Below are 15526 nucleotides of genomic sequence, written 5' to 3'. Positions count from 1 at the left end.
AGTTTTGATTTTGTATTCTCACTAATATGATGCCCTTCCTGATTGTCAAATTTCTGCCATAACATTTCGAACAAACTTTGAACTAATCCCTATTGCCATGTTTTTTAAGTGAAAAAAGAATATAGTAGAACCATAAAGAGAAAACAAAATTTGAAGGGTGGAATCATTTATGTTTAACAAATTTTTAAGAGAAAATAAAATTTCAGCAGTGATCTTAACTGTTTTGCGTGTATATCTTGGCTACTCTTGGATCTCTGCAGGGATTGGAAAATTAACGAGCGGCGGATTCGATGCTTCTGGATTTTTAAAAGGAGCGATCGCCAACCCCGTAAAAGGCCCAGACGGCGCTGTCGTATTTGGCTGGTATGTAGACTTCCTAAAACACTTTGCATTACCAAACGTTGATATCTTTAATGTAATCGTTCCTTGGGGTGAAACATTAATCGGTTTAGGCTTAATCTTAGGCTGCTTAACAACAACGGCGATGTTCTTTGGTCTAGTGATGAACTTCTCTTTCTTCTTAGCAGGAACAGTATCTCATAACCCTAGAGACATTTTCTTAGGCTTTATCATCTTAACCGCAGGCTATAACGCTGGTAAAATTGGTTTAGACCGTTGGGTTGTTCCTTTCGTTAGAAAAATGGCTAACAAAAATGCTGGTGCTGAAAAACCTAAAGCCACAGTGTAAAGACAACATAATGAAAAGACGGTTCAGGATTCCGAACCGTCTTTTTTATTTTAATGCTTATTAAATCAACTGATAAACTATTTTAGATTTAATACTACTTTAATAGAGAATTAATATGCTTATAACAAATAAGACACAGTTTGTTAATAAAAAATGGGTATACTATCTATTAGTGGGGATAGCATGTGTGGCTATCATGGTATTTGGCGTAGGTGGAGCCGGTACTAGAGGGGACGGGATGACGAGTTAGGTACTGCAGTTCAAGATCCCAGTAATTTTTTGGCCAATTGATTTTCAATTATTTTTATGATGCGCTCTTGATAGATTTCTAGCTTCTCTTTGGATCGCATCGCTTTATCAAAAATTTAACTCGTAGCGTTTACTTTAATCTAAAACTCTCTTCTCGGAAGTAAATTTCCTTCATCCGAGACTAAACACCCCTTTTCTAAGCAAAAATCCCCTTCATCCGTGAGTCAATACCCTTTATCCAAAGAAATGGACGTAGATTTCCTTAGGCTGCATAAATATTTTCACCTCCTTCTAGAAACGATAAGAATGGAGGTGAATTTCCTGATGAAAAACGAAAACGATGGCGGGGGAAATCAAATGAAGTATAGTATTTGGAATACCCGTACCGAAGAAAATATCGAAATCACCAAAGAGAAAATAACCGAAGCCTTAGAACGTTCCTCTTTGCAATCAACATCAACAGAGCAACAAAACATAAAGCAGCCGTAAAAGGTTGCTTTAGTTTCTACCTAAATGCTCTGACCCATTTTGAATAATCCTGGACACTTTACGACTCTCATGTCTGCCGCCAAACTTAAATACGACAATTCCCGCCACAATCACCAGGACACCAAGCAAATGCTTAAAAGTAAAAGGCACCTTTTCCAATCCCATAAAACCCATGGAATCCCACCATAATGCGAACGCAAGCTGCGAGATTAAGGCGATCGATATAGCAACTGTCGGTCCGAGCCGTTTTATTCCTTGAACAATACAAGTAACCACTCCTACCCCAATGACTCCGCTCACCCAGTACCAGGGCTTCATCCCTTGTAAATGAAACAATTCTCCCCCTTCAAAAATCAGCCCCATTATCAAGGATGCCAAAAATCCAAGCCCTAACACAAGCGTAGTTGTCGCCCATGAACCTGCCCGTTCATTGACCTTACTGTTAAATATATTTTGCAAACTAACTAACGAACCCGCGATCAATGCAAACATAAATCCTACTATCATTTAAGCTTCACTCCCTCAACCTTATTCGTAAATATTGTCCCCAGCAAGCTTTCTTAATCCCTCTATATCCTTTACAAGAATAAAGCCTCTATGCCGCTCAATCAGGCCTTCATTACAAAACTGAGTAATCACCCGATTTAAGTGACGATAACTTGTTCCAATTAAGTTTGCTGCGTCTTTTATGCTGGTAACCAGCTCCGATTCTTCAAACGAGATAGATAAAAGGTAACTCGCCAGCCGGACTTCCACAGGGTACATAATATTAAAACTCATTGATTTATTTTTAAGATGAAATTTTTTCGTAATAATCTCTAATAAAAAATTGAGCAATGGTGCATGGTCATGACCAAATTGCTTCAGCCAGCGGTGCTGAACACCGATCATCATAACCGGCGATACCGCTTCAACGGTATTGATAAAATCAATACTCTGTACGTATTCCAGATCCCCAATCACCTCAAGCGGCGTTTTAAACGAAAGGATAAGGGTTTTACCTTCAGCAGAATTAGTATAGATTTTGATTTTCCCTTCAACTAGAATATATAAATACTGCGCTGGATCACCTTGAGAGCAAATTAACTCCCCTTTATCAAAGCAATACAGAGTTATATGTTGTAGGAGCTGTTCCGTGAATATCCTATCCATATGATGCATCTGGATATAAGTATCCAACTTCCCTCCATCTATGATTTCCCTCACAACTCTTCGACCTCCATTAAAAACGAAGTATGACTACACCGGCAATCATCAAGCCAATCCCGATAAATTGCGGCAGTCTCATCTGTTGTTTTACTAGCCCAAACCAGCCATTACTATCAATAATAAAAGTTAACGTTAACTGGGCAATCAATAAGGCAGAAATGGACATGGTCACTCCAATTCTTTGGATCGATGTGACGTTACCAAAAATAACAATTGCTGCAAACGCACCTCCAGATAAATATAAAGGATTTACCCGCTTGAATCCCTGCCATTTATTTTCTCGGACGAAAAAAGTAATCACGAGTGCCACTATAAAACCGGTAAACTGGGTAATCGTCGCTGCCTGCCAGGTCCCTATACCATCACTAATCCGTGTATTCGCTACCCCTTGCAGTGTAATAAAAGCTCCCCCGAAAACGGCAAATAGGAATCCTTTCATCATGTATCTCTCCCTAAACTAGATTTACCTTTATTAAAAGATATTTCTTCGTGTTCAAGATAGGACATATGTCCTCAAGTTCAACATTTTTATTTTAACCAGGAGGAATTAATATTCATCATGAAATTCTATTTTGTGACTATTAGAGAAAAATTAGATCGTTAAGGAAATTCTTTTTATTTCTAAACAAACCCTGCCACAAAATAAAAGAAGAGAAGGAATTCCCATCTCTTCAATCGGTTCTTAATTTTTAGAGGGAAGGCTGATAAAAACATGGGTCCCTTCCCCTTCATTACTAGTAATCCGAATCTTGCCTGAATGGGATTGAACAATCCATTGAGCGATAGAAAGCCCTAATCCAGATCCTTCCAAGTGGCGAGTCCTCGACTTATCTCCACGATAGTAACGATTAAAGATGTGCGGAAGGTCTTCACTCGAAATACCGATCCCTGTATCGGAAATTTCTATAAAAACACGGGAACTCTTACTGCTAGTTTTAACGGAAATCGCTCCATTTTCTTTCGTATATTTTAGTGCATTGTCTAATAGAATGATAAACAATTGTTTTAGTCTCTCTCTATCACCAGTCATCTCGATAGGCTGAATATCAGCCGTTAACCCAATCCTTTTTACGGCAGCTAGCATACTAAATTCCTTCACTACTTTGTCTAAAATATCGTCTAAATGGATGGGTTCTGCTCTTAATAGCTGTTCGCTGGAGTCCGAACGAGCTAAGGTCAATAAATCGGAGGTCATCTTTGACAAGTAGTTAATTTCTTGTATAGCTTGATGGATGATGTCACTTTCCTCTTCGATACTATGGTCAGGATGGCGAAATAAGTGCTCTAAATTGAGCTTCATAACAGATAGCGGGGTCCGCAATTCATGAGAAGCATCTGCAACAAATTGCTGCTGCTTCTCCCAAGAAAGCTTAATGGGAATTAAGGCTTTTCTAGCAAGGTAAATTCCCGCAAGAATAGCAATAAATACACTGATCAACGAGCCAAAACCAATAACCATAAGTAAATGAGATAACATTTCCTTTTCACGTTTAAGGTTATAAATCACTTGTATTTTTTCAACAGATGGATAGTTTTTATTATTTGAAACAGAGAGGTTGATGAAACGATAGGAGTTCGAACCAATCGAAAAAGTTTGAAGCCCTTCCTTATTTAACAACTTTGAAAAGCGTTCAGTATCTTTTTTAGTAAACGAATTGCTGGGAATGGTCTTTCTTAGTTTAAGGTCTTTCTCCCATAATAAATAGATAAGTCGATGATTCTCCTCTCGCTCCTGGTTAAACTCCTCCCCAATTTTCTCCTTCTCATGGAGTAAATGATCCTTCTTTTCTAAAAGATTGTTATCTACTTGTTGATACAAACTATAGTGCATATATAGGTAAATCAGAGCCCCAAAAGTATTCTGGAGGATAAAAAAGACAAGTGCGTTTAGAACAACAAGCCTGAGTTTTGTTTTTTTAAACATTGAGCCCACTACTCCTTTAACATATATCCCACACCACGGACAGTGCGAATGAATGGCTCATAACCAAAAGGAGCTAACTTCTTTCGTAGATAGTGGATATACAAATCAACAATTGCTTCTGTTGTTTCTGATTCAATTCCCCATACTCTTTGAAAAATTTGGTCCCTTGTGAGTATTTGTTCTTTATTTTGAATCAAATAAAAAAGTAATTCATATTCCTTAATCGTTAACTTTAAAACTTCTTGCTGGATAAATCCTTCATGCTGATTCGTGTCTAAGAGAATGGGGCCGTATGCAATTTTCCCCTCTAATCCCATCTTCCCTGTGCGGCGAAGGAGCGACCTAACTCTCGCTAAAAACTCTTCTGTTGCAAAGGGTTTAACAATATAATCGTCCGCCCCAAAATCGAGTCCCTTTACTCGGTCCTCAATCCGATCCTTAGCCGAAAGAAACAAGGTAGGTGTTTGAAATCCTTCGCTCCGCAGCTGTCTTATTAAGGTAAAGCCATCCATTTTCGGAAGCATAATATCAAGTGTAATTAAATCGTATTCAGTTGATGAAGCCATGAAATAGCCATCTTCCCCATTTTCAGCTTGATCCACTTCATATTGTTCTTCTTTTAAAATAGTTGAAATGATTCTTCTTAAAGGTAAGTCATCTTCTACGACCAATATCCGCATTGTTCCCCGCCACTTCCTTTTACACCATAAAAATTAGTCTTCCCCAACTTTTCCGCCTACTTACTAATCGCCCTATAGTATGGTTTCTCCTGATTTCTACCTCCTACCCTTTTTGAAGAGGAGCGTTTTTGATAATAACTATAAAGATTCCCTATAAATAGCCCAACAAACAAATAGGTTAATCCACCAAAAATGGCATAAATAATAATTCCTGAAATTGCTGAAAGAACACCGAACTTAACCTGCTTATTATATTTAGCAGGCGATGTAGGCGGGTCTGTGAGCATAAAAAAGCCAAAAAATAGAGCAGCATTAATAAATGGCGGTCTTAGGGCATCCGCCGCACTCCCGATATTCAAACAGCCCATCAGAAATAGCAACACAAAAAAGGTCCCCAAAAAAGAAAAGACTTGCGGGTATTTATTAACCCGGTCCGTTACGAGATAGCCGCCAATCAACAGGAAGATTATCGTCCACCATTGAAGATCCCCAAAAGCTCCCCACCAGCTTTGTTCTGTATGAAAGATAATAATTGAAATAAATAATCCAAACGCCGCTGGATTAAAAATTGGTTTCTTCTTATATACCAACAGATGCTTAGACAAAATAGCGATAAGAGCTGTTCCAGCGACCATGAACCAAGGCGTAGTTACACTTAACACCAAAGAAATAATTAAGGCTGTTATCACCGTAGCATCTTTGCTGCTCTTTCGATTTGTCACTTTACAATAAATTCGGTCAACTACAAAAGATACAATAACAGCGATTAGACTATTTACCAAACCCAATATTGTATTTGCCCCAATCGATGCAATGACTAAATAAACAACCATGATAATGATGACATAGCCTTTTGGTGTTTTTAACCATTTATTAGCTTTCACTTAAATCCCTCCTGCTCTAATAATTTGTAATTCAGGTGTTACCAGCATTCCTTTTAGATTTGTCTCTTCAATAAACCCTTTCGCTTTGTCTCTGCCATATAGAAAAGAGGCGGTTGAAAAAGCGTCTGCCATCATGGCAAACGGGGCAATAATACTGGCACTGATCCATTCATTGGGTGATTGATTTGTTTTAGGGTTCATTAAATGATGAAAATCTGATTTTGCTGGATACCTACGTTCATAGCTTCCAGATGTGCAGATTGCTTCATTTGAAATCTCTATGGTGTCAATCACTTGTCCTTTTTGATAAGGATGCTGGATACCGACTTTCCACGACTGTCCGTGTTCATTAAGTCCGCCTGCATACAGATCACCGCCGGCGTTGACTACAAATCCCTCAAAGTCCTCGAGTTCGTGTGAAGCCAAGTCAATTGCAAATCCCTTAGCAACAGCTCCTAAATCAATGACTAAAGGCTTTTTTAAAGTTAGGGTGCTAGTTTGTTCATTTAGGATAATATCCTGGTAGGAAACAGAAGCCGCTGATGGACTTTCGGTTAGGCCTCCTGTTAAATAATGGCGGTTAAACCCTTGCTGCTCCATCGCTTTTCCCACAGTCGGATCAAATAATCCATCCGTCAACCTTGCCATTTCGATTGCAAAGTGAAGCGGTTTAAACAAAAATGGGCTGATTTTAATTGGAGTGCCAACCGTACGAGAAGCCTGCATTATTTCACTTGAAGAGGTAAAACGACTGCAGGCTTGTTCCACTTTGTAAAAGGCGTTAAATGCCCGTTCAATCCTGACTTCAGCCTCTTCCTTTGCCCCCTTTGCAACAACCTGTATATCAACAAAGGTATCCATATATAATTTTGTTTTTCTCATGGTTACCCTACCTCGTTATGTGCTTGGTTAAGAGCATCCTGCACAGCATCTTCAAAAGCCTGGGTACTATAAGTGGCACCTGAAACATTGTTTACCTGGGCACTTTGTTTCTGCAAGACTTCGTTTGGCAGGCCTACAACATCACTTTCCGAATAATGCATGGCAAAATCACTAATCTCAACAGCAGTAATTTGATCATTCTTAATATTAACTTGGACAGCTATGGTTCCGCGTCGATTCATGCCAGTACCCGTGAAGGTTCCATCTTTGTAGAGTTTATTAACTTCTTTGCTGCTGCTTTTTGTATTATTTAAGGTTTGGTTATTTGTTTGGACATTTGTAGCAATATGTTGAATAGGCTGGTTATTAGCAGCCTGTGTATCGGTTGTATAATATCCCGCTGCGTATACTGCTGTAATAGCCGTAGAACAAAGGGCAATCCACTTTTTGTTCATTTTATTCATTTCACAAATCCTCCTATTGCTGTTTTATAACTTTTACACAAGAATAGTGTAGCTCTGCAATATTAGAATTTTCTTAGAAACTATGTTTTTTCTAAAATAAAAGAGGCTTGATTACGAACCAAGCCTTTTTAACTAATACGTTGAAAAAGGGAGATACTGAAAAAAATAATCGCTGCCACAACAGCAGCAAAATGAACAATATGTCCTCACGCTCAACATTTTTATTTTAACCAGGAGGTATGAATATCGATCAATGAACAAGACTAATATAGTATTCCCTATTAGGTAGGCGTTATTTAAATGAGACAAATAACCTTAAACTATATAATTTTATTTCTCGCCCTTATATGTAACGGTTTAGGCTGTTTTTTTACTGTAAGAAAAAATATCTTTCGTTATGGACTCGTACTGATTATTAGTTTAATTATTTCCTCTTGTTTGTGCCTTATATTTTACATGATGGATTTTTACCGATTTGTCCTCCCTCTCCCACTGGTACTGCCCGTAGTTGCGATCAGCTTTAGCTTCTTGGCATTATTTATTATAAGGTTTAGACCAAAACGGAGAACCTTTCCATTTTTCTTTATGACACTTACCTTGGTTTTTTCGATTGAAGTTCTTCTTAAGGACTTTGCAGGGTTTATTAGATTTAAAAATGGCTGGGATTATTGGGACTCCTATTCACTTTATTGGGTTTACATAAGGTTGTTTGATCATATCGGTGAATTTTTTGTCCCCATGCACTACCGTAACCCGATTAGTTCTGAAACTAAGAAATATTGGATTAGCTTCTTGCTGGTTATCATCTATACCGGTTTAGGAATATACATTTTATATCAAGGCTGGACTCGTATTTTTTAATTCTCAATGAAAAAATTATTATTACAATCAAAAAAACTGCAAAAAAAAAACGATGCTCCGTATTATGGATGCATCGTTCTAAAAAGCTTATTGTTTTACCTTTAATCCCATCAAAGAAGCAAATCCGATTGCCTGTTCCGGTGAGACTTCACACCCAGCCAGACTCTCAATCGACACATTTAATTTTTCAAATCGACAGGTACTAATGTCAATCCCTTTCAACAATGTTTGTTCAAAATGAGCATCATTAAGGTCGCATTCAGTCACTTTCACTTTAGTAAGTTTGCTATCATAAAAGTTGGCACTCTGTAAGGAGCTTTGCTGAAAGGCCACCTGTTTTAAACTAGATTCAACAAACTCACTGAAATTAGCCAAACAATTGTCAAACGTTACATTTCCCAGATTAGCGTCAGAAAAATCCACTCCCATTAATTTGCAATCCTTAAAGGAGACGCGATGGATGATTCCTTCACTGAATCTAACATTGGAGAGATCACAGTTTTCAAAGACTACATCTGTCATATCAATCCTATGCAGCTTAGCATTAAGGAACGTTACATTTTTAAAGACAACTCCCGAAAGTATCAGTTTATTAATTTCAACCTCATCTGCTCGAGAACCTGTCACCATACAGTTGATTAATTGCGGATCTTCTTCATTATAAACATCATGGAATTGAGCCGTACTTAAGTTTGTTGCTATTTTGGGAGATTCAATTTTAAGCCCTTTACTCATACTATCACCCTTAACTTAGTTATTATTAGGTAACTCTATCATATGGAAGCTACTGATGATAGGTCTTTTATTATGAGAAAAATTGTGCCATTATTTCATTGCCCGATGAGATGAATTTTGCCCTGTTACGGTAAATGAAGTTCCCTTTCTTTGCCCGGTGGAGTGAATTTTGCCTTGTTACGGTAAATGAAGTTCCCTTTCTTTGCCCTGTGAGGTGAATTTTGACCTGTTTCGGTAAATGAAGTTCCCTTTCTTTGCCCGATGAGGTAAATTTTGACCTGTTACGGTAAATGAAGAGCCCTTTCATTGCCCGGTGGAGTGAATTTTGCCTTGTTATGGTAAATGAAGAGCCCTTTCATTGCCCCGTGAGGTGAATTTTGACCTGTTTCGGTAAATGAAGTTCCCTTTCATTGCCCCGTGAGGTGAATTTTGACCTGTTTTGGTAAATGAAGTTCCCTTTCTTTGCCCGATGAGGTAAATTTTGACCTGTTACGGTAAATGAAGATCCTTTCATTGCCCAGTGAGGTGAATTTTGACCCGTTACGGTAAATGAAGATCCCCTATAACGAATCCTCTTCCTAAAATTTAAAATTGACAGCTCATCATTTTAGCACTTAAACAAAAAGCACCGCAAATGCGATGCAATTAGTTAATCTTTACTATTGCCTGTCTAATGTGGATATGAAACGGAAACCGTTATAAAATCACATCTATCCTAAAAGTGTTAACTCTCTGATAATGATCGAATCTTTCTCAACGAAGGGAACAAATACATCCATAATCCCGCAACAATAATCGTTCCAACTCCACCAATAAAAGCCGCAGGTACTGTTCCAATCAGACCCGCTAAGGTTCCTGATTCAAACTCACCAAGTTGATTAGACGTCCCAATAAATAGCGAGTTTACCGCATTCACGCGGCCTCGCATTTCATCTGGTGTTTGCAGCTGTACCAGTGAGGATCTTATCACCACACTGATGACATCCGAACCACCAATCAGCAGTAACGCAAACAACGAAACGATTAAGTTGCTTGAAAGAGCAAAAAGCATCGTTGCCAAACCAAACACTGCAAGTGCTCCAAACAGCTTTAAACCGATATTATTTTTAAGCGGATAATAGGCAAGCACAAGCGACACTACTAACGCACCAACTGCCGGAGCAGTCCGCATTAATCCCAATCCCCATGGACCTGTATGCAAAATGTCCTGTGCATAAATCGGTAAAAGCGCGGTAGCTCCGCCTAGCAGGACGGCAAACAAGTCAAGCGAGATCGTCCCTAAGATAACCGGATGACGATAGATAAATTCCAATCCTAAGAAAATGGACCGTAATGAAACCGGCTCAGATTTTCGGATGAATTCATGTTCAGCACGAATCATATATGTAAGAACAGCTCCCACAAGCAACGCAACTGTTGCCGTACTGTAAACATAGGAAGCCCCTAATGAAAAAAGTAAACCACCGATCATGGGGCCTAAGATTTGGGATGTCTGTCCAGCAGTAGTACTTAATGAAATGGCTTGCTGCAGGATTTTTTTGGGCACCAATTGCGGCAATAACGCAGCTGAGGTGGGACCTTCAAACGCTCGACAAGCCCCAAGAACAGCAGCTGCCGCCAATATCGCTTCACGACCTAGCCAGCCGCCAATATTTCCATATAGAAGCAATCCAGCAATAACAGCTTCAATCGTTAGGCAGATGAAAACTATTTTTCGACGGTCATAGTTGTCGGCAATCTGACCAACAACAAATGTTAGTAGTACCATCGGTATGAACTGAGCAAGTCCGACTAATCCTAAACTGAAAGCATCATGAGTCAAATCATACATTTGCCATCCGATTGCAACGGACAGCATTTGGAATGAGGTCGATGCTAAAATCCTTGATACCCAATAGTTCCTAAAAGCCGGCTGTTTAAAAAGTGAATCACCTGATGAAAGCAAAATCAAATTCACGCCCTTTTTCTCAAAAATTACGACAATTTTATAGCGTCTATTATACCCCTTTTCTTGCCAGTCTTCCTATTTAAGTCCCTAAGCAAACATAACTTATTCCATGACGATTTTCTTTCTAGAAATTCCGACTATCAATCTAATATTCCACTAAGGATTGGTTTCTTTCGTGGGATTTCTAATTGTTACTGCGTTATTTCGACATTTATCCGCGTGTTCTTTGTATATTTCCGCATAATCCCCCTAAATTACTTATTTCTATCATTTTTTAAGCTATAATAAAGGAACCAACGTTATCCTAAAGTGAACCGAAATATAGGAAACAACACTTAGATGATTCTCATCTTATTATAATGAAATAACTTTTATGAAAGGACTAGTCATTTTGAAGCTAAAACGGATAGGAAGTGTATTGTTTACTATCACTCTAGTTCTGGTCTTCATCCTATTCTATTTGGATTCTAAATCCTCTACGGACTTGAAAAAAAATCAGTCGGTACCCTTACCTACAGAACTTAATCCAGTTGTAAAAGAACGGAGCGATCAATTAATCCAGCAAGCCGCTAAAAAAGGAATTGAAGTCGTGATTACAGATGGTTTTCGTAGTGCGGGGGATCAAGACAAACTTTATCAACAAGGCCGTTCAACCGGGGGGAATATTGTTACAAACGCTAAAGGAGGAGAGTCCTATCATAATTTTGGGCTAGCGATTGACTTTGCATTAGAGACCCCTTCAGGTGATGTACTTTGGGATAGGCAATATGATCGAAATGAAAATGGAGTGGCAGACTGGACTGAAGTCGTTCAAATGGCAAAGGCTTTAGGATTTGACTGGGGCGGTGACTGGAAGGGCTTTAAAGATTACCCCCATTTAGAAATGAATTTCGGCCTGACCATTGCTGATTTACAGAATGGCGAGAGACCTGCCGGCACATCGCTAACAGCAGATGTCGACAAAGATTAAGAATATAATAGTTACTTATGGCACCGCGCTCCTGCGGTGCTTTGTGTTTTTAGAAACTAATTTGTTTAGTAATTGCAAACTGAATCAAGTCAGAAAAAGCTCTTCAGACGATCAATAACAGTTCGTTATTAAATTCTTTATTTTTTGTTAATATCCATTATTTAACTACTCCATTATAATCGAATCAAAGGAATATACAGTTCATTTTAAAGGAGCGATTTAGATGGAAAAAATAATGGACTCATGGAATGCCAATTTATACGATTCTAAACATTCATTTGTATCGATGTTTGGAGAAAGTTTAATTGAGTTATTAGCTCCGAGAAAGGGAGAAAAAATCCTTGATCTTGGCTGTGGAACAGGTGATTTAGCAAGAAAGTTAGCTGGTTTTGGTGCAGAGATTACCGGAGTGGATAAATCCGCGAAAATGATTGAGCAAGCCAGAAGTAAATACCCATCTTAGAGTTCCTCGTTCAAGATGCAACAGAGTTAGCATTTCAACATGAATTTGATGCTGTATTTTCCAACGCTGCACTTCATTGGATCAAACAACCACAACCAGCACTAACTTGTATTTATAATAGCTTAAAACAAGGCGGAAGATTTGTGGCTGAATTTGGCGGCAAGGGTAACGTTCAGGCTATATCGGATGGAGTGATTCATCAAATTGAGGCAGAAGGTTTCACTTTTGACCTAGAAAGTTTTCCTTGGTTTTTTCCAAGTATTGCTGAATACTCGTCCTTAATGGAACAAGCCGGGTTCAGAGTAACTTTTGCACATCACTTTGACCGGCCAACTCCATTAGAGGGGAAATCTGCCATTAAAAACTGGATCGATATGTTCTGTGGCGGCATGTTAGCAGGCGTTCCTGAAAGTAAAAAGGACTGCCTGATCGCAAAGGTGGAAACCAATTTAAAAGAGGTTCTGTTTAAGGACGGCAGCTGGATTGGTGATTATAAAAGGATTCGGGTCATGGGATATAAAGAATAAGGAAAGCAAAACATGGGCGCTTTTAACACAGAAATAAACCAATACATACAAGTCATCGTAAAAATAGCCTGTATGTATTGGTTTATTAAATATAACGACATAAAACAGCCATTATTGGTCTGTAGAGAAATCTGGGGTAGTTTTGGATTGGAGAATAAAAACGAGCATGACTAAAGAAGGGAAACCTTTTTCAAGACTTCCCCTTCTATTATCACCCATATTACTCTTTCACTAACCCGCCTCTTAATCCAGTAACCCCATATTCCAGGTACCCTTTTAAGCAGCTTAACATAAAGACCCAGCCTTCTTTATTATCTAATAGTTGATTGACGAAATCGGCATCGTTTTCATGGAACCCCTCTTCCACAATTTCAATGATCGTATTTGAGGGTTCCACCTCTTTTAAAGTAATTGTGACAACGTGCCCTTCTCCATTGGCCCCCCACTGGAATACGATCTTCTTATTGGTTTGAATTTCCAACACGGCTATTTCCAATTGGGCATTGTACTCTTTATACTTCACAGTAATGATCTTACCTTGTTCCCACCTTTCCGAACTCGATGAGAACCAAAAGTTACCGATTTTGGATGGATCTACGAAGGCTTCAAATACTTCATTTGCTGGCGTTTTTATAGTGAATTTTGTAAGATTCCTCACTTCATATCCCTCATTTTCTGTTCATATCCTTATATCCTCGTACTTTTAAGAGTGATTTATACTTGGTGTCAGCATAACTTGACACCTCAAATATTAGGTCACTTATTTAATTCGCTGCGTTTCTTCTCCACCCTTCTTCAGAGTGAGGAAAAATCTAATAGTAGTTCTTTTATAGTTCCTTTAACGATAATTATTAGATATTGAAGAGTTTAGCTAAACATTCATAGGAATTTAGGAGGAGAAACGATGAAAGCTATTGTTTATGACAGATATGGCCCGCCAGATGTTCTTCAATTAAAAGAAGTGGAAAAACCTGAGCCTAAGGAGAATCAAGTACTAGTAAAAATTCAGGCAGCATCCTTGAATTATGGAAACTTGGTTCTTTTAAAAGGTGAACCGTTCTTAGCCCGATTTGCCTTTGGTCTATTGAAACCAAAATACACGATTCCTGGAGGTGATATTGCGGGTCAGGTTGAAGCTGTTGGCAAAGAGGTAAAGCAATTTCAATCAGGAGATGAAGTGTTTGGTGACCTTTCCGGATGCGGGTGGGCTGGATTTGCCGAATATGTATCTGTTCCTGAAAATGCCTTAGCATTAAAACCTGGTAATTTATCCTTTGAAGAGGCTGCCGCAGTACCAATGGCGGGGGTTACAGCGTTGCAGAGTCTGCGAGATAAAGGCAAACTTCAGTCCGGTCAGAAGGTACTGATTAATGGTGCCTCTGGCGGTGTCGGAACGTTTGCTGTACAGATTGCGAAAGCACTTGGTGCTGAGGTAACGGGTGTGTGCAGTCCGAGAAATTTAGCTATTCTGGAGTCAATTGGGGCAGATCGTTGTCTTGACTATACCAAAGAGAGCTTTACTGAAAAAACAGAGCGTTTTGACCTGATTCTTGGTGTTAACGGAGGTCTTCCACTTTCTGCTTATAAGCGTGCTTTGAAGCCCAATGGTATGTTTGTTCATGTCGGCGGTTCCGGTTCTCAAATGTTTCAAGCCCTTGCCCTTGGACCTTGGATTTCTATGACTGGAAGTAAGAAAATGGGCAGCTTTTTACAAAGGGCGAACCAAGAGGATTTGATCTATATGAAAGAGCTTGTTGAAGCTGGCAAGGTAAAGCCAGTTATTGATAGATGTTATAAGTTGAGCGAAGTGAGGGATGCCTTTAGGTATTTTGATGAAGGACATGCGCAAGGAAAAGTTGTGATTACGATTTGAAATAGATGATTCGAAATTTTTTGGGGTTCTTGTGGTAGTGTTGGAATCTTTCCTTCATTTAGACTAGACCTCCCTTCAACTCTCGCTCCAGACCGAATCTTTCTTGCATTTGGACTAGCCGACCCCACTCTTGCCGTTCTTGTCCTAATCGCATATGATTTCTATGTAAACAAAAAAAACGGATGGCATTGCGCCATCCGAAAGCTACTTTTTGTTTTATTGTTCCGATTCCATTGGCAGCCAGGCTTGTGACCACTTCTCAATTTCTCTAATGATGGGCTCCAAGGCTAGTCCTTTATCGGTTAGGGAATATTCAATACGTACTGGTGTCTCAGGGAACACCTCGCGTTTAACGATTCCTTGATTTTCTAAATCCTTTAGACGCTCCGAAAGAACCCTCCCACTAATTCCCATAGAAGATTCTAGTGTGCAAAAGCGTTTCGACCCTGTTAGCAGCTGATAAATCACTAGACCTGTCCAGCGTTGGCTCATCATCACCATGGCTTTTTCGAATCGAGGACAAATTTCAGGTTGATTCATGGTTTCCCCTCCTATTCATCATTATCATATTACAAATCACAATAAAATTACAATAGGTAATAAAATTATTTGACATAACTTAATTTCAAAAATATAATAAGTTACATAAAGTAAGTGAGTTATTAAGTCGAAGGAACATA

Annotated in this window: 18 protein-coding genes and 1 pseudogene; 7 read left to right on the top strand and 12 right to left on the bottom strand. The window is 38.9% G+C overall.

Annotation, left to right across the window (positions count from 1 at the left end):
- Window positions 1-169 precede the first annotated feature (169 nt).
- Window positions 170-688 (top strand): DoxX family membrane protein, encoded by a 519-nt coding sequence (locus tag L1999_RS03695; protein WP_235742299.1) that lies wholly within the window; start codon window positions 170-172, stop codon window positions 686-688.
- Window positions 689-1261: 573 nt separating this feature from the next.
- A complete protein-coding gene (locus L1999_RS03690) occupies window positions 1262-1426 on the top strand; it encodes a hypothetical protein (RefSeq protein WP_235742297.1) in 165 nt (54 codons plus the stop codon).
- Between the two features lie 9 nt (window positions 1427-1435).
- Here the strand turns inward: L1999_RS03690 and L1999_RS03685 are convergent, their stop codons facing one another.
- The 10 genes from L1999_RS03685 to L1999_RS03640 form a co-directional block, all read right to left on the bottom strand.
- Entirely contained in the window at window positions 1436-1933 is a 498-nt protein-coding gene (locus tag L1999_RS03685; RefSeq protein WP_235742296.1) for a DMT family transporter, read from the bottom strand.
- A 21-nt stretch (window positions 1934-1954) separates the two neighbouring features.
- Window positions 1955-2632, bottom strand: coding sequence for a Crp/Fnr family transcriptional regulator (locus tag L1999_RS03680; RefSeq protein ID WP_235742295.1), 678 nt, complete (start codon window positions 2630-2632; stop codon window positions 1955-1957).
- A 16-nt stretch (window positions 2633-2648) separates the two neighbouring features.
- Entirely contained in the window at window positions 2649-3074 is a 426-nt protein-coding gene (locus L1999_RS03675; protein ID WP_235744237.1) for a DMT family transporter, read from the bottom strand.
- A 243-nt stretch (window positions 3075-3317) separates the two neighbouring features.
- Entirely contained in the window at window positions 3318-4559 is a 1242-nt protein-coding gene (locus L1999_RS03670; protein WP_235742294.1) for a sensor histidine kinase, read from the bottom strand.
- A gap of 8 nt (window positions 4560-4567) precedes the next feature.
- The gene (locus L1999_RS03665) at window positions 4568-5239 is read right to left on the bottom strand and encodes a response regulator transcription factor (RefSeq protein ID WP_235742293.1); all 672 of its coding nucleotides are present in this window, start codon (window positions 5237-5239) and stop codon (window positions 4568-4570) included.
- A gap of 56 nt (window positions 5240-5295) precedes the next feature.
- On the bottom strand, window positions 5296-6123 hold the full coding sequence (locus tag L1999_RS03660) for an RnfABCDGE type electron transport complex subunit D (RefSeq protein WP_235742292.1): 828 nt from the start codon (window positions 6121-6123) through the stop codon (window positions 5296-5298).
- Window positions 6124-7005 (bottom strand): FAD:protein FMN transferase, encoded by an 882-nt coding sequence (locus L1999_RS03655; protein ID WP_235742291.1) that lies wholly within the window; start codon window positions 7003-7005, stop codon window positions 6124-6126.
- A 2-nt stretch (window positions 7006-7007) separates the two neighbouring features.
- Window positions 7008-7469 carry an FMN-binding protein gene (locus L1999_RS03650; protein ID WP_235742290.1) on the bottom strand — a complete coding sequence of 154 codons (462 nt, stop codon included), beginning with the start codon at window positions 7467-7469 and terminating at the stop codon, window positions 7008-7010.
- Between the two features lie 948 nt (window positions 7470-8417).
- Window positions 8418-9065 carry a pentapeptide repeat-containing protein gene (locus L1999_RS03645; protein ID WP_235742289.1) on the bottom strand — a complete coding sequence of 216 codons (648 nt, stop codon included), beginning with the start codon at window positions 9063-9065 and terminating at the stop codon, window positions 8418-8420.
- Between the two features lie 724 nt (window positions 9066-9789).
- Window positions 9790-11022, bottom strand: a complete 1233-nt coding sequence (locus L1999_RS03640; protein WP_235742288.1) for an MFS transporter — start codon at window positions 11020-11022, stop codon at window positions 9790-9792.
- Window positions 11023-11386: 364 nt separating this feature from the next.
- On the opposite strand from L1999_RS03640, the gene L1999_RS03635 reads away from it, so the two are divergent.
- The 4 genes and pseudogenes from L1999_RS03635 to L1999_RS29745 all read left to right on the top strand — a co-directional run bounded on the left by L1999_RS03635 (window position 11387) and on the right by L1999_RS29745 (window position 12973).
- The gene (locus L1999_RS03635; protein ID WP_235742287.1) at window positions 11387-11983 is read left to right on the top strand and encodes a M15 family metallopeptidase; all 597 of its coding nucleotides are present in this window, start codon (window positions 11387-11389) and stop codon (window positions 11981-11983) included.
- A 223-nt stretch (window positions 11984-12206) separates the two neighbouring features.
- A complete protein-coding gene (locus L1999_RS29755) occupies window positions 12207-12446 on the top strand; it encodes a class I SAM-dependent methyltransferase (RefSeq protein WP_345790878.1) in 240 nt (79 codons plus the stop codon).
- A pseudogene (locus L1999_RS29750) lies at window positions 12434-12532 on the top strand (methyltransferase domain-containing protein); the annotation flags it as partial. The gene L1999_RS29755 and the pseudogene L1999_RS29750, both read left to right, overlap by 13 nt.
- A 57-nt stretch (window positions 12533-12589) precedes the next feature.
- The gene (locus L1999_RS29745; protein ID WP_345790877.1) at window positions 12590-12973 is read left to right on the top strand and encodes a hypothetical protein; all 384 of its coding nucleotides are present in this window, start codon (window positions 12590-12592) and stop codon (window positions 12971-12973) included.
- Window positions 12974-13193: 220 nt separating this feature from the next.
- Here L1999_RS29745 and L1999_RS03625 read toward each other — a convergent pair whose 3' ends face one another.
- Window positions 13194-13631, bottom strand: a complete 438-nt coding sequence (locus L1999_RS03625) for an SRPBCC family protein (RefSeq protein WP_235742286.1) — start codon at window positions 13629-13631, stop codon at window positions 13194-13196.
- Window positions 13632-13877: 246 nt separating this feature from the next.
- On the opposite strand from L1999_RS03625, the gene L1999_RS03620 reads away from it, so the two are divergent.
- Window positions 13878-14846: an NAD(P)-dependent alcohol dehydrogenase gene (locus tag L1999_RS03620; RefSeq protein ID WP_235742285.1), complete on the top strand. Its 969-nt coding sequence runs from the start codon at window positions 13878-13880 to the stop codon at window positions 14844-14846.
- A gap of 216 nt (window positions 14847-15062) precedes the next feature.
- On the opposite strand, the gene L1999_RS03615 is transcribed toward L1999_RS03620, so the two are convergent.
- Window positions 15063-15386, bottom strand: coding sequence for a winged helix-turn-helix transcriptional regulator (locus tag L1999_RS03615; protein ID WP_215041445.1), 324 nt, complete (start codon window positions 15384-15386; stop codon window positions 15063-15065).
- Between the last annotated feature and the right edge of the window lie 140 nt (window positions 15387-15526).

Origin of the sequence: Neobacillus drentensis, assembly GCF_021560175.1 — a bacterium.
Lineage (GTDB): Bacteria > Bacillota > Bacilli > Bacillales > Cytobacillaceae > Neobacillus > Neobacillus drentensis_A.
This window is presented reverse-complemented; position numbering and strand designations above follow the sequence as displayed.